The following is a 26554-nucleotide window of genomic DNA, read 5'->3' as shown; positions in this document are numbered from 1 at the left end:
CTTAAAACAAGTATGAAAAACACTTTACATTTTAAAGGATTAGTACGCTCTGTATTATTCGGCGCCGCAGTTACGACAGCAGCCTGCACCTTCAGTTCCTGCGATCAGGACAGCGCTGAAGCATTGAGCCCACAACAAGAAATTGATGCTGTTTCTGAGAACGGTGCCATTATAGCAGGTAAGTATATTGTTGTGTTTAACCAAGATGAAACCCTGCGCACAGATGCCGGTGCTACTTACGAGCAGCGTGTGGAAGCAGTCCGGAAAACAGGCCAAAGCATTCTGGAAGCTAACGGTGTGCAAGACGCGAAGATTGAGCAAGCCTTCGGGAAAGCCATTAGTGGTATTGCAGCCGAACTATCAGATGCAGCAGTAGCCAGCTTGCGCAAAGACCCCAGAGTTGCCTACATAGAGCCCGATAGAGTGGTGGTGCTTGCCAAGCCAGGTTCTGGTGGAGGCGGCTCGGCAGCGCAGGAAACCCCATGGGGCATTACCCGAATTGGAGGAGCTACAAGCGGTGCCGGTAAAACAGCCTGGGTTATTGACTCGGGTGTAGACCTTGATCATCCGGATTTAAATGTAGATGCAGCCAGAAGTTTTACTGCCTTCACCAAGGGCAAAGACGCCACACCAGACGATAACAACGGGCATGGCACCCATGTAGCGGGTACTATCGCGGCCTTGAACAATTCTATCGGAGTGGTAGGGGTGGCGCACGGCGCTACAGTTGTGGCCGTTAAAGTGTTGGATTCGCGTGGTAGTGGTGCCTACTCTGGTGTAATTGCCGGTGTGGATTATGTAGCAGCCAAGGGTAAAACCGGTGATGTTGCCAATATGAGCTTAGGAGGCCCCGTCTCGCAAGCCCTGGATGATGCGGTGAGAGCGGCTGCCAACAAAGGTATAAAGTTTGCTTTAGCGGCAGGTAACGAAGGTACGGACGCCAATAACTCGTCGCCGGCAAGAGTAAACGGTGCCAATATATACACGGTTTCTGCCATGGATATCAACGATAGATTTGCGTCGTTTTCTAACTACGGCAACCCACCCGTAGATTATGCCGCACCTGGCGTAAACATAAAATCTACCTGGAAAGGTGGCGCTTATAACACTATTAGTGGTACATCGATGGCATCGCCGCACGTGGCAGGTCTTTTGCTGCTGGGTAATGTGTCAACATCTGGTACAGTTAAAAACGATCCCGATGGCAACGCAGACCCAATAGCACATAAGTAACAGTTTGAGTTTAAAGTTAAGGTTAATTGAGAGGGCAGCCATTGGCTGCCCTTTTTTTATACTTGCTGTTACAGTTCTTTCCGCATTACATAGTCATTCATCCAATAAGGGCCAATGGCAATGTCTTCCTGTTGATGCACATGATAACCGCAACGCTCATAAAAGTCTTTTGCTTTGTTATGGCGGTTCACATTTAAGTCAAGTATGGCGGCACCCTCCTGTTTTACTTTCTCCTCTACTGTTGTTAGCAGCAGTTTTCCGTAGCCTTTGCCCTGGCATGCTGGCAGCAGGTAAATTTTGTTTAGTTTGTATACTTTGTCTGCGGCATTTTTAACAGAATAAGCAGCAAAGCCAACCGGGCGCTCTCCTTCATGCAATAGTAGGAATGTCTGGCCTTCCTGCATCTGCTGCCGGAGCGCTTCTTCCGTATAAATAACTCCGAACATATAATCTATTTGCTCCTGAGCGAGTATACTGCTGTAAGTAGGGCTCCAGATAGCCTGTGCCAGGCTGTTTATACAAGGTATATCTGCCTGTGTAGCTGGTCTGATATAGATGGTTGTGCGCATATGCTTGTGTAAGTATACTTGTGCAAGTTATAAGGTGAAAGACTAAATGGCAATGCAAACAGCGCTTTATACTCAATTCAGATCTATTAACTTTGTACAATAGCCCTAACATCAACTCAAAAGAAAACCATGAAAGCGATATACCTCGAAGCCATCGACAAACCTTTTACCTTAATTGAGAAAGAGAAACCGGTAGCCGGACCTGGCGAAGCGATAGTGCAGGTAAAGGCGGCTGCCCTGAACCACCGCGACGTTTGGATACAGTATGGCCGCTATTTTACGAAAGAATACCCTGCTATACTTGGCTCTGATTGCGCCGGTATTGTAACAGAAGTAGGAGAGGGTGTTGATGCTGCCTGGGTAGGTAAAGAGGTGATTGTAGACCCATCATCTGACTGGGGAGATAACCCAAGAGCGCAAGCTGTGAATTTTAAAGTTTTGGGAATGCCTGAGGATGGCGCTTTTGCCGAATACGTAAAAGTGCGTGCCGCCAACCTCTACGAAAAACCAGACCACCTGACCTTTGAGGAAGCTGCCGCCCTGCCCTTGGGAGGCGTAACAGCTTACCGTGCTATGTTTACAAAATGTGGCATACAGCCAGGAGACAGGGTATTGGTAACCGGTGCCGGTGGGGGAGTGGCCTTGTTTGCTATTCAGTTTGCTGCAGCCATTGGAGCCGAAGTATGGGTAACCTCTGGCTCAGATGAGAAAATAGGACTGGCAATTGACCTGGGAGCAAAAGGGGGCGTAAATTATAAAAACGAGAACTGGGGCAAAGAGCTTAAGGCAATAGCAAAAGGTTTTGATGTGATAGTTGACGGTGCGGCTGGCGAAGGGTTTGTGCAGTTAGTTAAATTAGCCAAACCCGGTGGGCGCATTGGCATGTATGGCGGTACAACAGGCAAAATAGGGCACTTAAACCCAGCAGAAATTTTCTGGAAGCAGCTGGCTATACATGGCAGCACAATGGGAACCGCACAGGACTTTGCAGAAATGGTGAGGCTGGTGGACGAGCACGGTATTCGACCAGTAGTGGACATTGTGTTCCCGCTAGATCAAACTGAAGAAGCCATGCGCTACATGGAGGCCGGTAAGCAATTCGGTAAAATTGTGATTAAAGTTGGCTAACGGATAACATATAATTTTACCCTGTAAAACAAAAGAGCGGGTGTGCTGCAACTAGTTGCAGCACACCCGCTCTTTTGTTTTACTACAGGTTTGTATTCTGTATTAAAGTACTGCAATACCGCTGCCAGCCTCTCTGAGTAATCCCCGATATTGTAAGTGCCTAAAGAGTTGAATGCCTCGAATTTAAAAATAATTTACAATAATATATTCATTATAAGATATATACGTATAAAGAATATAAATGTAAGTCTAAGTTATAACAATGAGCTTATGAAAAAATCATTACTACTTTTATTCCTCTTATGCCTTGGCTTAATACCTTGGCAAGGATGGGCACAAAGTGTTTCTATTTCCGGGCAAGTAACCTCTGCTGCGGATAACACGCCACTACCAGGTGTAAGTGTGGCGGTAAAAGGAACAACAACTGGCACCTACACCGACGCCGAAGGTAAGTATAGCTTACAGGCACCTGCAGGTAGTACGCTTATCTTCCGATTTATTGGGTATGTATCAAAGGAGACCACCGTTGGGAGCACTTCGACTATAAACGTCGCGCTGCAGGAAAGTGCACAGAACCTGAGCGAGGTGGTGGTAACTGCCTTTGGGGTGGAGCAGGAGAAAAGGGCCCTCGGCTATTCAGTACAGGAACTCCAGTCCAGCGATATCACCGAAACCCAGCAGGCCAATATCGTTAATGCCATGCAGGGTAAGGTAGCGGGTGTGCAGATCACAAACTCTGGCGGAGCTCCTGGGGCATCAGCTATCATGTTAATTCGGGGAGGCACATCTTTAAGTGGTAATAACCAACCGCTTTATGTAGTAGACGGTATACCGGTTGATAATACAACCGCTGTGGGGCAAGGCGGGCTTGAGGCCGGAATTGCGCCTGCTTCTAACCGTGCTATCGATATCAACCCTGAGGATATTGCCAGCATTACTGTATTAAAAGGGCCTTCTGCGGCGGCATTGTATGGCTTGCGAGCGGCAGAAGGTGTGGTAGTGATTACAACTAAAAAAGGAACAGCCGGCAGAGCCAAGATTAATTACTCAAACACTTTCTCTTTTGATAAGGTGAATAAATTGCCGGACTTCCAGTCTGTATACAAGCAGGGAGAGCAAGGTGCGTTTGACCCGGCAGCGATAGGATCATGGGGGCCAGCATTTGCTGAGAATGAAACAAGGTATGACAATTTGGAAAGTATATTCAAGTCAGCTTTTACACAGAAACATGATCTAAGCGTGAGCGGCGGTACTGACCAGACTACTTTCTATGCGTCTGCCTCGCATTTTGACCAAAACGGTATTGTGAAAAATACGGAACTGGAACGTAACTCATTCAGATTGTCGGCTGATACAAAGGTTGGCGAGAAACTTAGAATCGGCGGAACCGCAAACTACATTAAAACCGGAAGAACGTATGTATCGCAGGGTAGCGCAAGTGGAGTGATGGGTGCTGTCTACTGGCCTCTGAACGATGACATGAGCAATTACCTGAACCCGGATGGTACACAACGCACAATCGGAGTTAATGACAACCCGCATTGGAGCGTTAGAAACAAGCCTCTCACCAGCGATGTAGACCGTATTATGGCTGTTGGTACGGTTAATTATGATCCTTTCACGTTTTTGAATGTAACCTACCGGCTAGGTACTGACTATTATACCGACAACTTTAAGAGTGTCCGAATGCCAGGCACTACGGCTGTAGGAGAAGAAAAAGGTGCTTTATCGGAGTCCACTACAAATAACCGCATCACTACCTCCACTTTGCTGGTAACAGGTAAAAAATCATTCGGCAACTTTAATACCAGCCTGACATTAGGCCACAATTTAGAGGACTTTCGTCGACAAACGGCTACATGGTACGGCCGCAACTTCATCGATCCTGACTTTGCAAGTATAAATAACGTCGTTCAAACCGACAGAACGGTGTCACAGGGCATTTCGCGGCGCCGAATTGTAGGTGCATTCGGGGATTTGAACCTGGATTGGAAAGGAATTGCTTTTCTGAGCTTCCGTGGCCGCAACGATTGGTCTTCGACTTTACCTGTAAACAACCGTTCTTTCTTTTATCCATCTGTGAGCGCCTCCCTGGTAGTTACAGACCTGCTGGAGGACATAGGTGTGACTTCAGGTAATAGCATCCTGTCTTTTGCTAAGATCAGAGCTTCGTGGGCCAGAGTAGGTAAAGATGCGCCACCTCACGTATTGGCAACAACGCTTGCTACTGCTACCAATAGTTTTACCATTGCCCCTCGTGGCTTCATTTCCAATGCAAACGACTATTATGGCAACCCCGCGCTAAAGCCTGAGTTTACAAACTCTATTGAGATAGGTACGGATGTTCGTTTTCTTCGCAACAGGTTAGGCCTCGATGTGACATACTATAAAACAAGCACCGACGAGCAGATCCTGGGCACCAGAACGCCTCCTTCTTCAGGAGCTTTTCTGGCTTACATGAACGGAGGCCGGATAGATAACGAAGGAGTGGAGCTGTTGCTAAATACACAGCCCGTTACAAACGATAATTTTACCTGGCAACTGGACTTCAACATCGCCAAAAACAAAGCCACAGTAAAAGACCTGCCTGGTACCCTTGACCGTGTTGAGTTATCGGATGCGTGGGTGGCTGGTAACGTGGCGCAGGGTGCAGCCTTTTTAGGAGGTTCTTTGTTCGGTATAAACGGTAACGTTTGGAAGCGCAATGAGCAGGGACAGTTACTGTTGAACGATGAAGGCTACCCGCAGGTACAGTCTACGTTGCAGTACATCGGAGACCGTACCCCCGATTGGACGGGGGGTATCACAAATACGCTAACCTATAAAAACCTGTCGCTCTCTTTCCTATGGGATATTCGTGTGGGCGGAGATATTTATAATGCCACCGAAAATACCCTGGTGCGATCTGGCTTAAGCACTAAAACCTTAGACAGAGGCCAGACAAGAGTGTTTGAGGGTATTATCGAATCAACTGGTGAGCCTAATACCACAAGCGTAGTGCTGGATCAGGATTACTACCAAACGATTTACCCTTTCCAGGGCTACGACTTTGTAGAAGACGGAGGTTGGCTAAGAATGCGCTACATTACTCTGACTTATAATCTGCCATCACGACTCCTGGAGAAAATGCCAATCAGCAATCTGCAGGTATTTGGAACAGGTCGTAACCTGATTCTGATAACCGATTACTCCGGTGTTGATCCTGAAGTATCAGGAAGCGGTGCGGGTGTAGGTGGTTCCGGCTCCTTCGGCTTTGACAACTTAGGTGTTCCGGCTACACGCGGTTTCGATGTTGGCTTAAAATTAACCCTGTAAACTGTTCTTCATCATGAAAAATAAATTTCTGAAAATAAAGCTGTTCCTGATCTCCGCTGCATTGGTATTTAATACTTCGTGTGATGATTATCTGGATGTAAACGCTGATCCTAATCTTCCTACCTCGGTGCCGGCTCATAGCCGCCTGGTAGGAGCCATTACTACAACAAATGGCGCCGCTATGTGGCGAGGATCCAGGGAAGTGGCGGCTGTTACGCAATATGCTTCTACAGCATTAACTACGGGTACAAACAGAAACGCAGAAACATGGAGGTTTACAGCTAGTTACTTCTTCTGGCAAAATGCCTATGTGTTTACTATGCCAAACTGTGTAGACCTCATCGTGTTGGGTGAGAAAGAAGGCAACCCACATTTTGTTGGTGCCGGTAAAACACTTCTGGCACTTAATTACGGAATGCTGACTGATCAATACGGAGCCATAGTGGTAGACGATTACTATGATGGTAATTCTCAGATTAATCTTACCCCTACCTTTAACTCGCAGGAGGAAGTGTACCAGAAAATTCAGCAGTTGCTGGATGAGGCTATTGTCGCTTTTGATAACCCTGACAATAAAACCCCGCTGAACTTTAGCGGTGGTGATATCATGTACCAGGGGGATGTAGATAAATGGCGACGTTTTGCGTGGTCTTTAAAGGCCAGGTACATGAACCATCTATCCAAGAAAAGCAACCTGTATGATGCCCAGAAAATAATTGAAGCAACGCAGAATGGCTTTAACGGCGATGGAATGGATGCAGAGTTTGCTTACCTGACAGGTGGCCAGCAGACTGATGAAAACCCGTGGTATAGCTGGGGCGGCTTTACTTCAGTAGATCCGGTAAACAACCGCTACTTCACCTGGACACAATTCTTTGTAGACATTTTGCAGAACTTCCCTGTAACAGAGACAGATTATCAGGACCCCCGCATTAGCCGCATTATGCAACCTGCGCCATCAGATGGTATGTATCGGGGCTTAAAATCCGGCCTGGGACTGGCAGGGGGCCAGGGAGGCTCTGGTGAGTTTACAGATGTAGAAGACTATGGCCAATTCAAGAATAGTGGTTTTTACACAAAAGCAACTTCTCCTTTCCCGTTTATTACTTATTCGGAGGTAAAACTGATTGAGGCAGAAGCCAGATTGCGTTCAGGGGATGCTGCCGGAGCGCTGGCAGCATACGAAGAAGGAGTGAGAGCTAATATGCGTAAGTTAGGAGTGCCGGGCAATGAAATTAACGCGTATTGGGCAGCACAGTTGGCAGATGGTGTTGCAAACCATTTTGGTAACCAGGCACAAGGCCTGAGTCATATTATGCGGCAGAAGTACATTACCCAATGCTTAAACCCAGAGACATGGGTAGATATGCGCCGTATGGACTACAGCCAGGAGATTTACGGGCCCTACCTGCAGCGGCCAGCAAACATCAATACCGTTGTGTTCAATGAAAACGATCCAAACCAATGGATACAAGCCATGGTGTATGAAACGAATGAACAGAACCGTAATGGTGATCAGATCGGGGATAACTCAGAGCAGTATCGTTTGTTAACCCCACTTTGGTGGAATGTGCCAGAATAATTAGCTAATAATTGCAGGTTTAGAAGTCCTCCTGAAAAGGAGGACTTCTTTTTTACTATATTTAAGTATAACGAGAGTTCCAAGCTAAGCCCAATGCAACCACGTTTACTACTTCTCTGTTTTATACTACACATATTTGTGTATAATCCTTTGGCTGCCCAGAAGCAGCCCAGCCCATTGGCCGGTAAAGTAATTTGCCTTGATGCCGGGCATGGCGGAACGGCTGAGATAGACAGTTACCGCAAAGGTCCTACTGGTGAGCGGGAAGAGTGGGTTAACCTACGGGTGGCTTTACTACTGCAAAAAATGCTTGAAGGAAAAGGCGCTACTGTGTTGATGACCCGTACTGCCGATGATAATATCCCGCTTGGGGAACGGGCCAAACTGGCTGTTGAGAAGCAGGCAGATGTTTTCTTGTCGGTCCACCATAATGCTACAGCAGACCCTGAGGTTAACTTTCCAATCATCTACTTTCATGGGAGTGCTTCTGAAAACAAAGGCAGCGTGGCTTTAGGTAAAGCGGTTGCTGCTGCGCTGTCTGACCATCTTTACAAAACTAACTCTCCTGTAAGTTTAGTTTCTGATCATACCATCTTCCCAACCGCAGGTGCAAAAGTATTGCGTGATACTTACGGTATACCCGGTATAATTGCAGAGGCATCCTTTTTCACAAATGCGGCAGAAGAGAAGCGTTTGAAAAGGAAAGCCTACAACCGCCGGGAAACAAAAGCCTACGTTGCAGCACTCGAGGTTTTTTTCAGCAAGCCGTCTCCAGTTATCCTACCCAAAAACACTCTCGTCAACCTTCAGCCTTTTAAGGCATTTCAGGAGGCTGAACGGATGAACGAAACGGCCCGGCTTTGGAAGCAGGATTTCCTGAAAGGACGTGAATTTATGCAACAGTCAGATTCTACTTTACTGCAGCAGGCATATGAACTGTTTACCCGCTCTGCCCGCTCTTTCCCGGACTCTTATGTAGCTGCGAAGTGCCACAAAAACAGGTCTGTTATCTTAAATATCCTGGATAAACCAGAAGAAGCATTGGAAGAGGCTATTCGTGCCAGAGAGCATTATGTAGACGTAAGTGCACAGTAGCTGCGAAGTATAAAATGAAGTATAAATCATCTATAAACTTACTGCAATGAACTTAAAACCAGTTTTGTTGAAACAAATGGCCGTAAGTGCAGGAGCCATAAGCCTGCTGTTGCTGAGCGCCTGCTCCGGGCCAGCTTTCCAAATTCTCGAAAAGCCTATTGTTTTTGATGAGGAACGGAAGCAGCTCTCGCTGGAGTATATGGAAACCAGGTATAACATGCAACAGGATGCGCCTTACATAGAACCTAAGATGATCGTGCTACATTGGACGGCCATACCTACACTAGAGAGGTCTTTCGCAGCCATGAACCCTACGCTGTTGCCGGGAGCTCGAACAGAGATTGGCTCAGCTAGCAATTTAAATGTATCCGCTCAGTTTTTAGTAGACCGCGATGGTACTGTTTATCGGCAGCTTCCGGACACAGCTTTTGCACGCCACGTAATAGGCTTAAACCATTGTGCTATTGGCGTAGAAAATGTAGGAGGCGGCAAAGAAGGCTTAACTAAAGCGCAGCTGAAAGCAAATGAGGATTTGGTTAGATACCTGAAAAGCAAGTATGATATCGAATACCTGATCGGGCATTATGAGTATAAGGATTTTGAAGGCCATCCACTATGGAAGGAGGTCGATGCTGGCTACAGAACCCAGAAGGTAGACCCAGGCGAAGATTTTATGAAAAAGATCAGGCAAAGAACAAAGGACCTGGGGCTGAAGGGATCTCCTAAGTCTTGAGCCTTTACGGGTACAAAGTATGACCTTTGATTAAGAACCAGAAATAGGTTTCCCGAGCAAACACCAATTAAACCAAGTATAAAAGAGGCCGCTGCTTAATTAAAGCAGCGGCCTCTTTTATACTTGGTCATAAAAACCAGTTTACTGGTTCTGATTCACAAGATTAAGCAGGAAGGCGTATTGCAGCGCTGTCTCTTTGTAGCGTTGGAAGCGCCCTGATGCGCCGCCGTGGCCAGCTTCCATGTTGGTATGCAGTAAAATCATGTTGTTATCAGTTTTGATGTCACGGAGTTTTGCTACCCATTTGGCAGGCTCCCAATACTGCACTTGTGAGTCGTGGAGGCCGGTAGTAACAAGCAAGTGCGGATAATCCTGTGCCTTGACATTATCGTAAGGTGAGTAAGACAACATGTAATCATAATATTCTTTTTGAGCCGGATTTCCCCACTCATCAAACTCACCGGTGGTAAGTGGTATACTTGTGTCCAGCATGGTGGTAACTACATCTACAAACGGTACAGCCGCAATTACACCTTTGTACAAGTCTGGCCGCATGTTCACCACCGCACCCATCAACAAACCTCCGGCGCTGCCACCCTGTGCAAACAGCTTTTCGGGACTGGTATACTTTTGCTCTATCAGGAATTCAGAGGCATCAATAAAATCGGTAAATGTATTTTTCTTTTTCAGCATCTTGCCCTCCTCATACCACTTCCTGCCCATTTCCTGGCCACCGCGTATGTGCGCAATGGCGTATACAAAGCCTCTGTCTAATAGGCTAAGGCGCACCGAGCTAAAGCCAGGGTTAGTGCTGGAGCCGTAAGAGCCGTAAGCGTACTGTAACAGCGGGTTAGAGCCATCCAGTTTTATACCTTTGCGATATACAAGTGAGATCGGAATTTTTGTGCCATCATCTGCTGTGGCATAAATTCGCTTGGCCTCATAATTATCCGGGTTAAAATCACCTACTACCTCCTGGCGCTTCTTCAACTCTTTTTGCTTTGTTTGCATGTTGTAGTCGTAGGTAGAGCTTGGCGTTGTAAGCGAACTGTACTCGTAACGCAATATGTCGCTATCAAAATCAGGGTTTACGCTAATGTAGGCCGTATAAGCCTCCTCGCCAAAATCAATGTAATAATCTGCTTTAGGGTCGTTCCATTTCTTAATTCTGATCTGCGTAAGGCCATTTTTGCGCTCCTGTAGCGTCAGGTAATCTTTAAAAATCTCAATCCCCTCCAGCAGTACATCCTCGCGGTGCGGGATCACATCTTTCCAATTGGCCTTACCGGTTTTAGTTACCGGTGTCTGCATCAGTTTAAAGTTGGTGGCGCCGTCTTTGTTTGTTACGATGTAGAATTTGTCTCCAAAATGGTCAACGCTATACTCCAGCCCTCGCTCTCGGGGTTGTATTACTTTAAACGTGCCGTTAGGGGTGCTGGCATCCAGGTAACGGTACTCATTAGAAAGGGTGCTGCCTGAGCCAATGATCAGGTATTTATCAGACTTGGTTTTATAAATGAAAGTACTGAAGGTTTCATCGGCCTCATGGTATACTTCCTTGTCTTGGGTGGCGGGTGTGCCAATAGTATGTTTAAATATTTTATAAGAGCGCAGCGATGGGTCCTTTACAGAGTAGAAAACTGTTTTATTATCGTTGGCCCAAACGGCGCCTCCGGTAGTGTTTGGTATACGGTCCGGAAGTAGTTGCCCTGTGCTTAAATCTTTAAACCGGATAGTATACTTGCGTCGGCTCACAGTATCTTCGCCAAAAGCAAGCAACCGGTTATTAGGGCTTACATTCATGCCAACGGCAGCATAGTAACTGTGGCCTTTCGCGCGGTCGTTGGCATTAACCATTACCTCTTCGGCAGCAGTTAAAGCCCCTTTTTTACGCGAGAAAATCGGATATTCTTTACCTTCTTCGTAGCGGGTGTAGTACCAGTAGCCATTATCTTTAAATGGCACGGATTCATCTTTCTGCTGTATGCGCCCTACTATTTCTTCATAAAGTTTGTTCTGCAGTTCTTCCGTATGCGACAGCATTTGCTGCGTGTAGGCATTCTCTGCTTCCAGGTAAGAAATTACCTCCGGGTTCTCGCGCTCATTAAGCCAATAGTAGTTGTCAATGCGGGTGTCGCCATGCTGCGTAAGCTCTTTTGGTATTTTTTTAGCCTTTGGCGGCTGCGGGGTAGGTGCTGCAGCGGTTTCTGCTGCCTGTGCAGTAGTTGCCTGTTCGGTGGTTTCGGTGCTTGAAGTAGCGGTACTGCTTGAGGAGCAACTGCTAAGCAAGCCAATTGGAGCAGCAGCAAAGAGTACCGCCGCTGAAACAACACTTAATTGTTTTTTCATATTGTTTTATGAGCTAGAAGGTTAGTAAGCTTTACAATATAGTTATTCGAAGGCGATAAGCGTAAATTCTGGCAAGGAAATAAAAAATGAAACACAAAGTTATGCATGCAGCGTAATTTTATTTATCTTGAATTTTATATACACCTAAACCTAAACTATGGCTACGCAAGAAGAATTTGAAAGTGCAGTAGAAAGATCAAAAACTTTAACTGAACGCCCATCCAACGATGTATTGCTGAAGTTGTACGCTTTGTTTAAGCAGGCAACAGAAGGAGACGTGAACACAGACCGCCCTGGTGGTTTTGATTTTAAGAACATTGCGAAGTGGGATGCATGGAAAGGCCTGCAAGGCAAAAGCAGCGAGGAGGCACGCGCTGAGTATGTAGCGTTGGTAAACAAGCTAGCCGGCAATTAATCAATTTATATTTACTGGAGGGCCCAATTTAAGTATGCTGCTTGGCAGCAAGAGCATGTGCCTTTAGATCCAGGTGGTGCACCTGCCGATAAAAGTAAACTAATTACTGAGAACAGCTTCCCGAGAGAGAAGCTGTTTTTTTTGTGCTTCAGTTGCGCTTCTCCTATACTTTATACTTGGCTCATCAGAGAACAGCCAGCTAAGATCTTGTAAGTTACTTGTACTAGCCTTTGTAGGTTTTAAGCATGTCAGGCGAACTCGGTTTTATATCAGGTAAACATATAAGAGCTACTCAAGCTAGGTAAGTTTGGTTGAATATTGTATATATCTATGTATAAACATTAATTTAGGAATTATTATACTTGTTATAACTATAAATAAACTTCATATACTTATAATTAAATAGCCCGTATATAGACTGTGGTTTAACTTTTAGATGTTGGCTGCTCCTGTTCTGTATTTATTACTTTATCTATATAGCTATGAAGAAAGTCTACCCCCTAAGGGTGCTCATCCTGTTTTTCCTGATGGTGCCCTTTGCCTTATATGGGCAAACCTCAGTAACTGGTACTGTAACAGATGCAGGGTCTGGCAGTACGCTTCCAGGAGTTAGCGTGGTGGTTCTGGGCACCACAACAGGCGCTACAACTGATGCCGCAGGCCGATATTCTATTCAATTGCCTGGCAGTACCGGGCGGTTACAGTTCTCTTATTTAGGCTACGTAACGCAGGTTGTAGATGTAACCTCGGCCACAACCAACATCGATGTAAAGCTACAGGAGCGCACCACTAACCTGCAGGAGGTTGTGGTAACAGGCTTAGCAACAACAGTAAAGCGCTCAAATGCAGCCAACGCTGTGGCGGCACTCAACACAAAAGAACTTGTAGGCACCACCAACCCGCAAACACTTGATGCGGCTATAAGCGGCAAAGTTGTAGGAGCAAATGTGGTATCAAGTTCTGGTGCTCCGGGTGGTGGTATATCTGTTAAACTAAGGGGAGTGACTTCCATTTTCGGAGAGGCCGAGCCGCTGTATGTAATTGATGGTGTTATAATGGATAACTCTTCTATATCGGGAGGTTTAAATGCTGTAACGGCTGCTGGCGGGGGCGGCAACTCTTCTACACAGGATAACCCGTCTAACCGTATTGCGGATCTAAACCCCGACGATATTGAAAATATTGAGTTCTTGAAAGGTGCCTCGGCTGCGGCTATTTATGGCTCGTTGGCGGCAGCTGGTGTAGTAGTGATCACAACTAAGCGCGGTGCGATGGGCAAAACAGAAATAAACCTTTCGCAGGACATCGGATTTACAAAGGTGTCTAATTTGCTGGGGCAGCGCACACTTACCGAAGATCGCGTGAGAGCATCTTTTGGAGATGCGGCTGTGCCTTTGTTTTTAAACGCACAAAACCAGGGCCAGTTGTTTGACTACGAAGAAGAGCTTTTCGGCAACACCGGCATGCTTTACAATACCCGCCTGAATGTAAGTGGCGGAAACGACAGAACACGCTTTTATGTAGGTGGCCTGGTGCAGGATGAGGAGGGAATTATAAAGCGCACGGGCTACGAAAAAAAGTCTTTGCGTTTCAACCTCGACCACACTATATCTAAAATGTTTGACTTTAGCCTAAGTTCCAATTACATAAACTCCTCAACAGACAGAGGGTTAACAAACAACGATAATGCGGGTGTGTCGTTTGGTGTGGCCTTGTCTTCTACGCCTAGTTTTGTAAACCTTTTCCCGGATGAGAATGGCCTTTACCCGAACAACCCTTTCGCATCATCTAACTTTCTGCAGACCCGCGATCTGATCCGGAACAATGAAAGTACAAACAGGTTTATAGGCGGCATTACCATCAACGGGCATCTGTACGAAACATCTTTGTCATCAACCAGGTTAACTCTCCGTTCTGGCCTCGACTTTTATAACCTTAAAACAAATGCGCTATTCCCAAGGCTGTTGCAATTCCAGGCCAATGGTAACGGTACAGGGGGCGCGTCTATACAGGGCAATAACTTTAACCTGAACACCAACTTTGCGGCTTTCCTGGTAAACAGTTTATACTTAGCAGATAAAACCGTAACTTTTACTACAACGCTGGGTGCAACCCGCGAAAATTTTAACCAGGACCAAACCCTGAATGTGGCTACGCAGCTTATTGGCAGCCAAACAAACCTGGACCAGGCTGGTGCCGTGGACGTGGACCAAACTATCATCAAAGAGCGTAACAAAGGACTGTTTTTTCAGGAGGAGCTTAACTACAAAGACCAGATACTGGCCACAGCAGGGCTACGCCTGGACAAGTCTTCTAACAACGCCGATGCAAACGAATTCCAGGCATTCCCAAAATTCTCGCTGGCGGTAAACCTGGCGAACTTCGACTTCTGGACAAACGAAACCTTTAACATGGTGAAACTCAGAGTTGCCTATGGGCAGGCTGGTGGTTTCCCGGTATTCGGGGCTAAGTATACTTCGCTTGTTCCGTTTAACATTGGCGGGGCGCCTGGCCTTATAAATGCTATACAGCGTGGTAACGAGGATATTAAGCAAGAACGCCAGAAAGAGCTGGAAGCCGGGCTGGATCTGAGTATACTTAACGGCAAAGTTGTATTTGAAGGTACCGTATACGACAAAACTGTGTCAGACCTGATACTGGTTCAGTCAGTTCCTGCATCCTCGGGCTTTACCACACGCTTTGTAAATGGCGGCGAGCTGCAGAACAGGGGACTAGAGTTGGCCGTAAGTGCAACACCCCTGGAATCCCCTAATTTTAAATGGGACACCAGGACAAACTACTGGCTTAACCGCTCCGAAATGAAAGAGCTGGACGTGCCGGCCTTTCCGCTAGGTGGATTTGGCAATACGCTTGGCACTTTCTTTATAGAAGAAGGAGAATCTGTAACACAAATAAAAGGTATAAGCGGAGATGCTGGTGTGGTGAAACTAGGCGATGCAGCCCCGGATTTCCAGATGAATTTTCATAACTTCTTCACGTTCAAGCAAAACCTCACTTTCTCGTTTCTGTTGCATTGGAAAAAGGGCGGCGAAAATATAAACCTGACGCAGTTGCTCACAGACCTGGGCGGCACGTCTCCGGATTATGACGATGACGATGATGGAGATGGTATACCGAATGCTGAGGAGCGGGTAGCCGCTTTAGGGGTTAGTGCAGCGCCCTTTGTGCAGGAGGCATCTTACCTGCGTCTGCGCGAGGTTGGGTTATACTATAACTTGCCTGTAACAACGCTGCAACGCGTGTTCGGAACGGTGGTACGCAACCTTAGGGTTGGAGTATCGGCCAACAACCTGTTTACCATCACCGATTATGAAGGCTACGATCCGGAGGTTTCCAACTTTGGCAGCAACGGCCTGTCAACAGGCGTGGATGTAACGCCTTTTCCCCCTTCCAGAAGGATGTTCTTCCATTTTGCAATCGGCTTTTAACTCTAAAGGAAAGAAAACATGAAAAAGTATATAAGTATACACAATTATATAAAAGGCACTTTAGCATTTGCCTTGCTAGCCTTTGCGCTGCCAGCATGTGAGGTGGATGACATTCCGGATCCGAACAACCCAACAATTGAATCGGTGCTGTTAAATGCAACAGTAGACGACCTGAACAACTTAGTGGTGGGCACAGAATCAGGCATGCGTAGCGTTTTGGGAACCTATTATGACAACGTAGGGGTGGTAGGCCGTGAGCATTACCGCTTTTCAGGATCTGAGCCACGCTTTACATCAGATTTACTCGGTGCCGGAAGTGCTGTCTTGGACAATAACACATTTTATACTACTAACCCGTGGTCTGCCAGGTATAGAGTAGTAAAAAACACCAATACAATTATAGGTGCGGTAGAAAACACAACTTTGATTACAGATGCCCAGAAGCAAGGCTACCTTGGTTTTGCAAAAACAATCAAAGCGCATCAGTTGCTCATGAATTCTACTTTGATGAATACTAGCGGCATCCGGATTGAAGTGGATGACATAAACAACTTAGGCCCGCTGGTGGAAGATGTGCCGGCACAACTGGCAGCCATTGCCGGTTTACTCAATGAAGCCCAGGCACATTTGCAAAGCCCGGAAGTTGCGTTTGCTTTTTCTTTATCAGAAGGTTTTACAGGATTTGATACACCCGAAACGTTTCTGGAGTTTAACCGGGCACTTGCCGCCAGGGTAGCAGTATACAGAGGCAATTATGCAGAGGCCTTAACTTTACTGGAGGGTTCATTTCTGGAGCTAACCACTAATTTTGATAAAGGAGTATACTATGTGTTCAGCACGGCACCCGGAGACCAGTTAAATCCGCTATACTTTGCCCGTAACGCAACCGGCGATGTGCGTTTGGCGCATCCAAGCTTTGTAGCAGACGCAACACCAGGCGATGACCGACTTTCCAAGGTAGCCCTGCGTGATGCCCCTGCTACACAAAGCAGCCTGACAAGCCAGTATGATGTGGCCTTGTATGAATCAAATGTGGACCCAGTACCGCTTATCCGGAACGAAGAACTTATACTGATTTATGCCGAGGCTAAAATACAGACAGGAGCCTTTGGTGATGCGAAAGACGCGCTGGACATCATCCGAACAGGGCATGGGCTGCAGCCTTATACAGGTCCGCTAAATCAGGAAGCCATGCTGGATGAAATGCTGTACCAGAGACGTTACTCTTTATACTTTGAGGGGCACCGTTGGGTAGATATGCGCCGTTACGACCGCCTGGATGAACTGCCAATAGACAGGGCAAATGATGATGTATGGACGAGTTTCCCGCTTCCTTTTAACGAAATAGGAGTTTAAGCACTTTTAAAACCAACTAAAAAGGCAGGCTTTAAAGCCTGCCTTTTTAGTTGGTTTTCCAGGTGTTGCCGCATTCGTGGCAAACAAATTTTTTACGGTTTAAAAAAGGCACCGGGAAACCCAGGAACAGGTAACTGATAGAGAACACAGTTTTGTTAAATACTTGCTGCTCCACATTGTCAGAACCGCATTTAGGGCAAGTAATCTCTACTGTTTGCTCCTGCATGGGCGGTGCCAGTTCAATGCTGTCGTAATCGAAAAGCGTGCTGCCTTCCTGAATGCGCGCAAGTATGGCTTTCGCCTCCATCACCTCGGTTTCGGGTACTTTAAGCTTTACGCCTCCAACAGCCGTAGCGTAAAAAGGCTGCACGCCCACAATATTCTCGTCGCCTAAAAAGCAAAGTATACCTTCTGCCTCCAGGCGGCCTTTTAATATGTGGGCCTCCGTTACATCATTAAAAGTGGCAATAGTAATCAGGCGCTCAGCCATACTTTTAGTTGTTATTTCTTTGGAGGCAAATCAAATGCTTCAGCTTCGTGCTCAAAGTGCCCTTTATGAGAGCCATCGCAAAAAGGCTTGTTTTTAGACAGGCCGCAACGGCAGATAGATACAAGTTCTCTTCCGCCCAGTCCGTACACGTTTCCATTCTTATCTACTATCTCAAACTCTCCCTCTACACGCAAAGAGCCATTGTTGTTTACTGTAAGTCTTGTTTTTGCCATTTGTAATTCAAATTTAAGTATAGACAAATATAATGAATTTTAAGTATGGTTTTCATGCTAGTTTTAATGGCAGCCGGACACAAAAAAGCAGCCCCCGGATTTCTCCGGGGGCTGCTTAAACTAATATAGGCTTTGGCAGCTTACTTACCGTACACGTAGCTGTAAGTTTCGCGGTTACCGTTTGGCTTTACAACTGTTTGGGTAACTGGCTTACCAGCTTCGTCATAAGTATACGAGTAAGCATACTTGTAATTCTTCTTAGTGCCATGTACAACTGTGCTTGCGGCAATCAGGTTGTTTGGGCTGCTGGCAATACCTGGCTCAGCAAACTCGTAGAAAGGGTTTTGGTTAGAGTCGTAAGAAAAAGTGGTTGTAGAGAAAAGCTTGGCTTGGCCTTTGTCATCAATCACATATAATTCCTCCTGAGTATAGTTGCCATTTGGCAGTACCTCATAAACAGTATAAGATTTTGCTTTGGCTTTATCGCCTGTGCCTTCGTATACTGTCTTTTTCTCCAGGTTTTGCTCCGGGGTGTAATCGTAGGATGCGTAAGTGCTGTACTCTTCTTTACCGTTGTTAAAGTAAGTTGAAGTTGTTTTCTCGAGGGTACCCTTAACAGAGTAAGTGTAAACCTGCTCCGACAGCAAAGCGTGGTTGCTACCGTTGTGTGTAGAGGCTTTGGTTAATTTGCCTTTAGAGTCACGCTCAAACTTCTCGAAGCTCTCCAGGTTACCGCTCTCTTTTTCGTAATGGTTAATCTGCGTTACCGTCTGGCCTGCATAATTAAAAGAAGTAACTTTTGATGAGTCGGCTAAAATCTGTGAAATAGTACCTTGCTCAATTTCCGGCGTTACTCTGTCCTGATCACTCTTTTCACAAGAGCTTAGCGCTACCACACCAAAAAGAAGCATGGCAGGTAAAAATCTGTTTTTCAATTTCATTTGGCTAAAAGTTGAAAAGTTGAAAAAAAACGTCCTACTACGGCACCTGCTGCCGGTAGGTTGCATTGAAAACGGAGGAAGCTCAAAAATAATTGCACTTTAGTAGATAAAATATTCTGGAGGGGACTTTCAGGGCCTCTTGTTAGAGTTTAAAATTGTATGTAAGTTGTTGATAGTTAGTTAGGTTTGTGTGGATATGAAGAGCCGTAATTAATTTAAAAAAACTTTAAAAAAAGCAGTAATATAGGATTATACATATTTATTTAGCCTGTGATTAAGCTAATTCAAACTAGCATTTTGTGCGATATTAAGCAATTCATCTCCAGCATCTATATTATGGCGCAGGTGCTCCTTGTAATTTACTTCTACCCGTAAAGCTTTCATACCTTGCACTCCCTGCATCTCTTCCAGTTCCAGGCGTTCAATGTGCTTGCTTATGTATCCCTCCGATTGCAGAAACTCAATATACCTTTCATACTCTTCTATCTCTTTTTGCTGCGAGTAAACAATGGCTATCTTGTTTGGCTGGGTTAAGCGTTCTTCTGTGCCGCGTATAGTTGCTTTGTCTATGCGCTTTTTGATGATCTCGTAGCGGATGTTATTGGCGCCATCCACGTCAAACTTCTTCTCATCAAGCCTGAACCTGATCGAAATCGGGTCGTTGTGCACCAGTATGAGCTGCGTAATCTCTAAAGGCAACTTTAGGTTTGCCCGCAGTTTATGGATGCGCCTCGCCACTTCGCAGGTAAGCATAAGCTGCCACAGGCGCATGTTTTTTAAGTAGATAGGTTGAAAGTTACCGTTGTTAAGCAGCGATGCACCAATATAAATATTGTATTCGAGGCCATCTGTCTTGTTTTTCTCAAAGTAATGCGGGAAAATCTGCTGTGCCTTTTCCTCTTCCCTTTCCAGGAAAGTAGCGATTGTCTCATTTATCATAAACATACTCTCTTCGTAGGCGCGGCGCTTGTTGTACACTACCTTGTAAGGGTTGTTTATGGCAGAGCGGTATACTTGTATGGCTTTAAGCGCACCAGCGTTCTGCTTGGCAAAATAGTCGAACAAAGGCTCAATCTCATTTCTTAGGAAACTAAGTATGGCACCCTCGTCGTCAGAGGCAAGCTCCTGCACTATGTTCTGCGACATTTTGTCTATCTTAAAGATAAACTCATCAAGTATGGTAAGAGGCAGGTTGTCTTTTGCCGCAAGAACAATTTCTTTGGCCAACACCAGTTGCTCAAGCAAATCACCTTGTATCGCTTTATTTCGCTCTATGGCAGAGCCGCGTATGTCCGATGAGCCGTAAATCGGGTAGATGTCACGGAAAACGATGGGCTCTATTTCTGAGCTGGCGTTGCGCTCCATTTTTTCCAGTAAGTTTATGGCAGCCTGTGTAAAGCGCCACTCTACTATAGGGTGTATGGCGGTATACTTTTCCTTTATAATGTTTTGGATGCTGCTGCGGAGCTCTTCCAGGCCACGGTTCATAGACAGGGCAAAAATCGGCAATATTTCCTTCAGCCTGATAGTAGAAAGTGCATTAAGCTCGCCGGGTATAGGCGAGGCAAGTTCCATGAGGCCGATAATGCGTCCTTCGTACTCCAGAGGAGCTATAATAAGGTTTCGGATTCCAGACTCCAGCAGCTGCTCTTCAATTTTGGTAGGGTTCGGGAACACGTTCAGGTCCTCCACCACAATCGTGTGCCCCTTCTTGATCACCGGTTCGTAAACAGAGCCTTGCAGGTCGGCCAGTTTTATGTCAGAGTCCTGCGATAGTATAAGGCCGTTCCATATTTTGCGGGCATACGTAGTGTCGAACTCCTGCAGGGCAGGGCACGACGAGAAGCCAAGCTTGATGCCAGGCAAACCGAAAAGCACCCGCAGCTTCTGCTGTAAGTCTTCAAAGCCTTCGCTAGTCGAAACTGAGTCGCGGTCCAGGAGGTCGTAACGCAAGGCAGATATGGTCTCTTCGATGGTTACATCCGTAAAATTGTAGATGGAAAAACCGGAGAAAACGAAATTTTCAGGCGGTATCTTTTGCATCCACAAATCCAGGTCGTTGTAGCGGTTAATCAAAAAGTTAATTTCCTGCGCCTTCAGCTTCTTAACTTCTCCTTTGGCCTTCACCTCCATAAACTTAAGGTCTATACTTAGTTTGTAGTGCCGGTCAAGGTTTGTGAACTTGTCTTTGATTGTGAAAATGAAAGGCTCGTCTATGTAAAAGTTGGCGTTGTAAAACTTATCTAAAATAATAGTATAAGCCGATAAGGTTAGCCTGAAAAGCAACGTCTTTTTGTCAACGTTCAGCTTTTCGGAATAATTGTCGCCGCCGAGTAACTTTAGCTCCTCCAATTTAGGGGTAGCGTAAAAGCTCTCAAAGTGGAAAGGGGCTACTACAGCTTTCAGGTCGTTTTCCCAAAGGGCACCGGCAAAAATATCCTCCATCAGGATATCAACCGTATCAATATGCTTGTCTATTATCGATACATCATGAATAGGAGAGATAAGATCAGTTTTCTGGCGCAGTAATCCTGCCAACTCACTTATCCTGGCGGTGTTACAACTGGGGTCGTTTTTTAATTTATCTTCCCAATAGGCAATAAGCGGCGATAAACTTAAGGCAGAATTGAACGGAAATTCATCTACACTTAGCAAAATATCGTCGTTGTTAGTGATAGAAACAACTGTTTCGTGAAAGCTGCCTTTGTGGTGTTTGCTCATAGGGTTAGGTAAAATGTGCAGGTTAAGGGTGTACAGCTGCCCTACCTAATATTATATATTTTAAGCGCTGATTGTTGCTTATGAGTATAAACGTAAGTTTTAATTAAAAGATAGTGCAATTAAAGTTAAGCTCTTGTTATACTTTGCTATGGCGTTTCGAGCTTGATTTATCAAGCAACATTTGTTTACGATCCTCAGCAAATATACTTTTGGCATAATATTTACTGTAAAGGATAGTTATACAGATACCAATACAGATTAGACTATGATTAATAAAAGTACAGTTACAAAATGCGTTCTGGCAATTGCCTTTGTAGGCTTTTCTTTTGGGGCACAGGCGCAAACACAGTCGCAGTTAGAGAAAGACCTTGCCGCTTTCAGAAGCTGGATGCAAACCAAAGCCGGCCTTGCCGACAGCACCATACGGCAGGAGTGGCCCACCGTAAAAAAAGAGTACCGTGAACTTACATACTCTTTAGACCAAAATACCCGCAAAATGTCTTCTAAATCTAGGGAAGAATACAGCGAGCTTAAGTCTGATTATAAAGCGTGGGAAGAACGTAATGAAACCCGCCAAGCAGTAAGCCTGGAAAGAAATGAGCTGGAGCATTGGGAAAAAACCATGACAGGCACCACCCGCATTGCAAGTATAAAACCCGCTCACCTGCGCGATGCCTTTATACTTGCCCTGGATGTTACGCGTGAACACCGCCGAAGCTGGGACTTGCGCGATTGGGAGTATGCAGAGTTTGTGGTTGGCGAATTGTATACCCGTAAAACAGAAGTGCTGGATAAGCTTAACAACAGCGATAAAATTAAAATTGCTGCTTTGCAGGTAGAGTTTGCCACACTTAAAAAGAGCCGTGAGGCTAAGGATAGGTACCAGGAAATGCGGGAAGAACGACGCTAAGAATAGATTTTAAACGAAGAGCCCCGGCAGTTTATACTTGCCGGGGCTCTTCGTTTAAATAGCGTTTTTGCCTTTTGTGCCACCAGATGGGTTTTTGCCCTGGCTGCGCCCCTGGTTAGGGCTCTTGTTTTGCTGCTGGTCGCTTAGGCTGCGGTTTTCTTTCTCGTCGTTTTTATTTTTAGCCTGCGGATTCGTCTGCTTGCTTCGTTCCTGGTTGTGTCCTTTTGTCATAGCTTGTTTCCGTTAAGTTTGTACTATAGCTTACGGCTTGCCCCCTGGTTGGTTAATCAAAAGGTGTAATGGTGCTGCCAAATTGTACATTTTTTAATGTGGATAACCTGTGGGTATTTATCTGGAAACGGCGGACTGCTTCTAAGCAAAAAGCCCTACTTTTGTAACCGGCTTTTACTTAAAACCTCAGATTATCATGCACATTGCAATTGTAGGCAACATTGGCGCTGGCAAAACAACCCTTGCCACCAAGCTGTCGCAACACTTTAAGTGGGATTTATACTTAGAGGCGGTTGAAAACAACCCCTACCTGAAAGACTTTTATGAAGATATGGAGCGGTGGTCTTTCCACTTACAGGTGTTTTTCCTGAACAGCCGCTTTAACCAGGTGCAACAAATAAAATCGAACGGAAGCAGCGTTATACAAGACCGCACTATTTACGAGGATGCGCACATCTTTGCTAAAAACCTGCACCAGTCCGGGCTTATGACTACACGCGACTACGACAATTACCTTGCGCTGTTCCAGTCGATGATCACGATGGTAAAGGCCCCTGATTTGATGATTTACCTGAAGGCAGACTTACCTAAACTGATTGGGCAAATAGAAAAGCGCAACCGCGATTACGAAAGCAGCATCAGCATTAACTACCTGCGCAACCTGAACGAGCATTACAATACCTGGATGGGTAACTATGACCAAGGCAAACTGTTGGTGATAGACGTAAACAACCTTGACTTCGTGGCTAACCCAGAAGATTTAGGCACCATAATAGAAAAGGTACAAGCAGAGCTTTTCGGCCTGTTTTAGTCCTAGCAGTTCATATTTCAAAAGAAGGGGCAATGTTTAAAAAGCATTGCCCCTTCTTTTTTGCCTTTGCTAAAGTAAATTATAACCCGAATAATCAACCAAAAAGGTAAAGCTATTAACAGCAGGAAAGTATAAGCTACCGCCAAGTATAACGTATACACGGTTTAGTAACCACACTACCCTGTTTCAGTCCTAATCAAAAATCACTATATTCATACCTTAAACTAACATATAAAACTATAATGAAACCAAAGCACATACTTTTAGCATCGGCGCTTACTGCGGCAACATTCGGCTGTACAAGTAAAACAACCGAAGGCGAAAATGCAGCAACAGCAGTTGAGGCCAATGATAGTATAAAGCAGAAACTGGATATGTATACTACCGTACGCTTGACCTCTGACCTGAGCAGCCTGAGCGAGAATGAGCGCAAAATGATCCCGTTGCTGATTGAAGCCGGGGATATTATGAACGAGCTGTTCTGGTACGAAGCTTACGGCAGCAGAGACTCCCTGATGAACGCTTTAAATGATGAAGCTATGAAGCGCTTTGTGCAGATAAACTATGGCCCCTGGGATAGGCTTAACAATAACGAGCCGTTTGTGCCAGGCGTAGGAGCAAAGCCGGATGCAGCCAACTTTTACCCTGCCAACATGACCAAAGAAGAATTTGAGCAGGCCGATTTAAAAGACAAAACAAGCCAGTATACTTTTTTACGCCGCGATTCAAATGGCAAATTGATAACGGTGCCTTACCACGTGCAGTTTAAAGACCAGGTAAAGCGCGTATCGGATTTGCTGAAGCAGGCTGCTGCCCTTGCCGACGATGCTGGGCTTAAAAAGTACCTGAACCTGCGTGCAGAAGCTATGCTGACAGACAATTACCAGCCAAGTGACCTTGCCTGGATGGATATGAAAACAAACAAGCTTGATGTGGTGATTGGCCCGATAGAGACTTATGAAGACAAGTTGTTTGGCTACAAAGCAGCACATGAGGCCTACGTATTGGTAAAAGACATGGAGTGGAGTGAGCGTTTAGCTAAGTATGCGGCTTTTCTGCCTGAGCTACAGCGTGGGCTTCCGGTACCTGCAAAGTATAAAGCTGAAACTCCCGGCACAGACTCTGACCTGAATGCCTATGATGTAGTATACTACGCCGGCGACAGCAACGCAGGCAGCAAAACCATTGCCATTAACCTGCCTAACGATGAGGAGGTGCAGTTAAAGAAAGGCACCCGCCGGCTACAGCTTAAGAACGCCATGCGTGCCAAGTTTGATAAAATTATGGTGCCTATTGCCGACGAGTTAATTGCAGATGACCAGCAGAAGCATGTAACCTTTGACGCCTTTTTTGCCAACACGATGTTCCACGAGGTTGCGCACGGTTTGGGAATCAAGAACACCATCAATAGTAAAGGAACAGTACGCGAAGCCCTGAAAGAGCATGCATCTGCCCTGGAAGAAGGTAAAGCAGATATTCTTGGCTTGTACATGATTACGCAGTTGCACGAGAAAGGCGAAGTAGAAGGCAACCTGGAAGATTATTATACTACTTTCCTGGCAGGTATTTTCCGTTCGGTGCGTTTTGGTGCGGCAAGTGCACACGGTAAGGCCAACATGGTGCGCTTTAACTTTTTTAAAGAAAATGGTGCTTTTGAGCGCGACGAGCAAACTGGTAAGTATAAAGTGAACTACACCAAAATGCGCGAAGCCATGAACAAGCTGTCAGAAACTATCCTGACCTTGCAAGGCAACGGCGACTATGCCGGTGTAGGAAACCTGCTGGATAAGCAAGGATTGGTAGATGCGAAATTACAAGCTGACCTTGACCGCCTTAGCAAAGCAAGTATACCTGTTGATGTCGTTTTTGAGCAGGGCACCGAGGTGTTAGGATTGAAGTAATACTTAACTTGATGGAGGAATTTAACTGGAAGCAGGAAGGATTTTCAGGACGTAACTATGTAGTTAACGCTGCTGCAGGACATGCCGGCAAACTAGTGTTTGATGGCTGGTCAAGTTACAATGCAGTTTATAGCCTGGGAGAAAACAAGCTTATGTTTAGCAGCAAAGGCTGGTTTGAGCAGGAGGTTACTATACATTACAACGGGGAAGTAATAGGGCATGGCACCACATCAACTTTTGGGAAAACACGCATAGATATGGTTTCCGGAGAGAGATATGTGATACAAAGTAAAAGTTTCTCTCAGGAGCAGGCAATGACAGATGGAACCGGGCAACGTATTGTTACCTTCAAGCAACCAGGCTTCAGCTTTGGCAAAGGCCAAATTGCGGTAGCAGATGGAGTTTCCGAGCTTACTAAGGTTGTATTGGTAGGTACTGGGTTATACTTTAAAGCCTTAACTGATAGTCAGACGACCATATTAATTGCTGTATTTATACCTGTTTTTCTGCAAATTATGAGGTAATGTCAATGCCTGTTTAAGCAAATCCATATTGCTCTATTTATAGTTATTGCCATTCGCTTTTTTCGAAAGTATATAGTTGAGGTGGTAGCTGGCGCAGCAACCCAGGATCAATAAAGCTGCCTGAAATTAGCAGGTATAACAGAAGATATCGGAATTATTAGCAAACCGGCTGCATCATTTTGGTGCAGCCGGTTTTTTATTTAGTTAAAACTTTCTGAACAATCGGGTATAGGATGCTCTCCGAAAAAAAATTAAACAAAAAGTTGTGGTTGTTAGTAAGATACTTTTGCTGTGTTAGTTGAAAATCAATTGTTTAATACTTAAAATAAACCATGAAAAGCTTTTTTGAATTTAACAGAAACAGTCCTGAGGAGCGGCAGGAGCGAAACAAACTTTACCCAGAATTAGCTAGATTTCATATAGCACTACGTGAGGAAATGAGCGAAGAAGAGTACCAGGCATACTATAATTCGGAACAGGAATCTCACAAGCGCAGCAGGCCTATGTTGTACCAATCTAAAAGCAAATGGATATCGACGTACTAGTATGCAAAGAGCATACATGTTAA

21 protein-coding genes are annotated in these 26554 nt (G+C 45.5%); 14 read left to right on the top strand and 7 right to left on the bottom strand.

Annotated elements, in window-relative coordinates; translation table 11 throughout:
- Nucleotides 1–12 precede the first annotated feature (12 nt).
- Nucleotides 13–1233 (top strand): S8 family peptidase, encoded by a 1221-nt coding sequence (locus Q1A23_RS13955; RefSeq protein WP_299824322.1) that lies wholly within the window; start codon nt 13–15, stop codon nt 1231–1233.
- Between the two features lie 68 nt (nt 1234–1301).
- On the opposite strand, the gene Q1A23_RS13950 is transcribed toward Q1A23_RS13955, so the two are convergent.
- Nucleotides 1302–1802: a GNAT family N-acetyltransferase gene (locus Q1A23_RS13950; RefSeq protein ID WP_299824319.1), complete on the bottom strand. Its 501-nt coding sequence runs from the start codon at nt 1800–1802 to the stop codon at nt 1302–1304.
- A 129-nt stretch (nt 1803–1931) separates the two neighbouring features.
- Between Q1A23_RS13950 and Q1A23_RS13945 the strand changes: the two genes are divergently transcribed.
- The 5 genes from Q1A23_RS13945 (at nt 1932) to Q1A23_RS13925 (ending at nt 9655) form a co-directional block, all read left to right on the top strand.
- Nucleotides 1932–2930: a zinc-binding dehydrogenase gene (locus Q1A23_RS13945; protein WP_299824317.1), complete on the top strand. Its 999-nt coding sequence runs from the start codon at nt 1932–1934 to the stop codon at nt 2928–2930.
- A 270-nt stretch (nt 2931–3200) separates the two neighbouring features.
- Nucleotides 3201–6245, top strand: a complete 3045-nt coding sequence (locus Q1A23_RS13940; protein ID WP_299824315.1) for a SusC/RagA family TonB-linked outer membrane protein — start codon at nt 3201–3203, stop codon at nt 6243–6245.
- A 13-nt stretch (nt 6246–6258) separates the two neighbouring features.
- Nucleotides 6259–7827 (top strand): SusD/RagB family nutrient-binding outer membrane lipoprotein, encoded by a 1569-nt coding sequence (locus Q1A23_RS13935; protein WP_299824313.1) that lies wholly within the window; start codon nt 6259–6261, stop codon nt 7825–7827.
- Nucleotides 7828–7965: 138 nt separating this feature from the next.
- Entirely contained in the window at nt 7966–8922 is a 957-nt protein-coding gene (locus Q1A23_RS13930; RefSeq protein WP_299824312.1) for an N-acetylmuramoyl-L-alanine amidase, read from the top strand.
- A 46-nt stretch (nt 8923–8968) separates the two neighbouring features.
- The gene (locus Q1A23_RS13925) at nt 8969–9655 is read left to right on the top strand and encodes a peptidoglycan recognition family protein (protein ID WP_299824310.1); all 687 of its coding nucleotides are present in this window, start codon (nt 8969–8971) and stop codon (nt 9653–9655) included.
- 141 nt (nt 9656–9796) lie between these two features.
- Here Q1A23_RS13925 and Q1A23_RS13920 read toward each other — a convergent pair whose 3' ends face one another.
- Nucleotides 9797–12004 (bottom strand): S9 family peptidase, encoded by a 2208-nt coding sequence (locus Q1A23_RS13920; protein ID WP_299824308.1) that lies wholly within the window; start codon nt 12002–12004, stop codon nt 9797–9799.
- Nucleotides 12005–12161: 157 nt separating this feature from the next.
- Here Q1A23_RS13920 and Q1A23_RS13915 point away from each other — a divergent pair, with 157 nt between their 5' ends.
- The 3 genes from Q1A23_RS13915 (at nt 12162) to Q1A23_RS13905 (ending at nt 17224) form a co-directional block, all read left to right on the top strand.
- A complete protein-coding gene (locus tag Q1A23_RS13915; RefSeq protein ID WP_299824306.1) occupies nt 12162–12419 on the top strand; it encodes an acyl-CoA-binding protein in 258 nt (85 codons plus the stop codon).
- A gap of 482 nt (nt 12420–12901) precedes the next feature.
- Nucleotides 12902–15868 (top strand): SusC/RagA family TonB-linked outer membrane protein, encoded by a 2967-nt coding sequence (locus tag Q1A23_RS13910; protein ID WP_299824305.1) that lies wholly within the window; start codon nt 12902–12904, stop codon nt 15866–15868.
- Between the two features lie 18 nt (nt 15869–15886).
- Complete coding sequence (locus Q1A23_RS13905) at nt 15887–17224, top strand: RagB/SusD family nutrient uptake outer membrane protein (RefSeq protein WP_299824303.1); 1338 nt, start codon at nt 15887–15889, stop codon at nt 17222–17224.
- 46 nt (nt 17225–17270) lie between these two features.
- Here the strand turns inward: Q1A23_RS13905 and Q1A23_RS13900 are convergent, their stop codons facing one another.
- The 4 genes from Q1A23_RS13900 to Q1A23_RS13885 form a co-directional block, all read right to left on the bottom strand.
- Complete coding sequence (locus Q1A23_RS13900) at nt 17271–17714, bottom strand: DUF2007 domain-containing protein (protein WP_299824301.1); 444 nt, start codon at nt 17712–17714, stop codon at nt 17271–17273.
- Nucleotides 17715–17725: 11 nt separating this feature from the next.
- Complete coding sequence (locus tag Q1A23_RS13895; protein ID WP_299824300.1) at nt 17726–17947, bottom strand: CDGSH iron-sulfur domain-containing protein; 222 nt, start codon at nt 17945–17947, stop codon at nt 17726–17728.
- 140 nt (nt 17948–18087) lie between these two features.
- Entirely contained in the window at nt 18088–18888 is an 801-nt protein-coding gene (locus tag Q1A23_RS13890) for a hypothetical protein (protein ID WP_299824298.1), read from the bottom strand.
- A 279-nt stretch (nt 18889–19167) separates the two neighbouring features.
- A complete protein-coding gene (locus Q1A23_RS13885) occupies nt 19168–21609 on the bottom strand; it encodes a GAF domain-containing protein (protein ID WP_299824296.1) in 2442 nt (813 codons plus the stop codon).
- A 265-nt stretch (nt 21610–21874) separates the two neighbouring features.
- Between Q1A23_RS13885 and Q1A23_RS13880 the strand changes: the two genes are divergently transcribed.
- Nucleotides 21875–22519, top strand: a complete 645-nt coding sequence (locus tag Q1A23_RS13880) for a hypothetical protein (protein ID WP_299824294.1) — start codon at nt 21875–21877, stop codon at nt 22517–22519.
- A 54-nt stretch (nt 22520–22573) separates the two neighbouring features.
- Here Q1A23_RS13880 and Q1A23_RS13875 read toward each other — a convergent pair whose 3' ends face one another.
- Entirely contained in the window at nt 22574–22750 is a 177-nt protein-coding gene (locus Q1A23_RS13875; protein ID WP_299824292.1) for a hypothetical protein, read from the bottom strand.
- Between the two features lie 196 nt (nt 22751–22946).
- Between Q1A23_RS13875 and Q1A23_RS13870 the strand changes: the two genes are divergently transcribed.
- The 4 genes from Q1A23_RS13870 (at nt 22947) to Q1A23_RS13855 (ending at nt 26531) form a co-directional block, all read left to right on the top strand.
- The gene (locus tag Q1A23_RS13870; protein WP_299824290.1) at nt 22947–23561 is read left to right on the top strand and encodes a deoxynucleoside kinase; all 615 of its coding nucleotides are present in this window, start codon (nt 22947–22949) and stop codon (nt 23559–23561) included.
- Nucleotides 23562–23803: 242 nt separating this feature from the next.
- Nucleotides 23804–25462, top strand: a complete 1659-nt coding sequence (locus Q1A23_RS13865; RefSeq protein WP_299824289.1) for a Zn-dependent hydrolase — start codon at nt 23804–23806, stop codon at nt 25460–25462.
- Nucleotides 25463–25473: 11 nt separating this feature from the next.
- Nucleotides 25474–25986, top strand: a complete 513-nt coding sequence (locus tag Q1A23_RS13860; RefSeq protein ID WP_299824287.1) for a hypothetical protein — start codon at nt 25474–25476, stop codon at nt 25984–25986.
- A 332-nt stretch (nt 25987–26318) separates the two neighbouring features.
- Nucleotides 26319–26531 (top strand): hypothetical protein, encoded by a 213-nt coding sequence (locus Q1A23_RS13855; protein ID WP_299824286.1) that lies wholly within the window; start codon nt 26319–26321, stop codon nt 26529–26531.
- Nucleotides 26532–26554: the final 23 nt, after the last annotated feature.

This window comes from uncultured Pontibacter sp. (genome assembly GCF_947492645.1).
GTDB lineage: Bacteria > Bacteroidota > Bacteroidia > Cytophagales > Hymenobacteraceae > Pontibacter.
Note: the sequence above shows the minus strand (reverse complement) of the source record. Positions and strands in the feature narration are given on the sequence as shown.

Coding starts and splice junctions, on each gene's coding strand:
- Q1A23_RS13955 (WP_299824322.1), top strand. CDS start 13: ATGAAAAACACTTTACATTTTAAAGGATTAGTACGCTCTGTATTATTC.
- Q1A23_RS13950 (WP_299824319.1), bottom strand. CDS start 1,802: ATGCGCACAACCATCTATATCAGACCAGCTACACAGGCAGATATACCT.
- Q1A23_RS13945 (WP_299824317.1), top strand. CDS start 1,932: ATGAAAGCGATATACCTCGAAGCCATCGACAAACCTTTTACCTTAATT.
- Q1A23_RS13940 (WP_299824315.1), top strand. CDS start 3,201: ATGAAAAAATCATTACTACTTTTATTCCTCTTATGCCTTGGCTTAATA.
- Q1A23_RS13935 (WP_299824313.1), top strand. CDS start 6,259: ATGAAAAATAAATTTCTGAAAATAAAGCTGTTCCTGATCTCCGCTGCA.
- Q1A23_RS13925 (WP_299824310.1), top strand. CDS start 8,969: ATGAACTTAAAACCAGTTTTGTTGAAACAAATGGCCGTAAGTGCAGGA.
- Q1A23_RS13920 (WP_299824308.1), bottom strand. CDS start 12,004: ATGAAAAAACAATTAAGTGTTGTTTCAGCGGCGGTACTCTTTGCTGCT.
- Q1A23_RS13915 (WP_299824306.1), top strand. CDS start 12,162: ATGGCTACGCAAGAAGAATTTGAAAGTGCAGTAGAAAGATCAAAAACT.
- Q1A23_RS13910 (WP_299824305.1), top strand. CDS start 12,902: ATGAAGAAAGTCTACCCCCTAAGGGTGCTCATCCTGTTTTTCCTGATG.
- Q1A23_RS13905 (WP_299824303.1), top strand. CDS start 15,887: ATGAAAAAGTATATAAGTATACACAATTATATAAAAGGCACTTTAGCA.
- Q1A23_RS13900 (WP_299824301.1), bottom strand. CDS start 17,714: ATGGCTGAGCGCCTGATTACTATTGCCACTTTTAATGATGTAACGGAG.
- Q1A23_RS13895 (WP_299824300.1), bottom strand. CDS start 17,947: ATGGCAAAAACAAGACTTACAGTAAACAACAATGGCTCTTTGCGTGTA.
- Q1A23_RS13890 (WP_299824298.1), bottom strand. CDS start 18,888: ATGAAATTGAAAAACAGATTTTTACCTGCCATGCTTCTTTTTGGTGTG.
- Q1A23_RS13885 (WP_299824296.1), bottom strand. CDS start 21,609: ATGAGCAAACACCACAAAGGCAGCTTTCACGAAACAGTTGTTTCTATC.
- Q1A23_RS13880 (WP_299824294.1), top strand. CDS start 21,875: ATGATTAATAAAAGTACAGTTACAAAATGCGTTCTGGCAATTGCCTTT.
- Q1A23_RS13875 (WP_299824292.1), bottom strand. CDS start 22,750: ATGACAAAAGGACACAACCAGGAACGAAGCAAGCAGACGAATCCGCAG.
- Q1A23_RS13870 (WP_299824290.1), top strand. CDS start 22,947: ATGCACATTGCAATTGTAGGCAACATTGGCGCTGGCAAAACAACCCTT.
- Q1A23_RS13865 (WP_299824289.1), top strand. CDS start 23,804: ATGAAACCAAAGCACATACTTTTAGCATCGGCGCTTACTGCGGCAACA.
- Q1A23_RS13860 (WP_299824287.1), top strand. CDS start 25,474: ATGGAGGAATTTAACTGGAAGCAGGAAGGATTTTCAGGACGTAACTAT.
- Q1A23_RS13855 (WP_299824286.1), top strand. CDS start 26,319: ATGAAAAGCTTTTTTGAATTTAACAGAAACAGTCCTGAGGAGCGGCAG.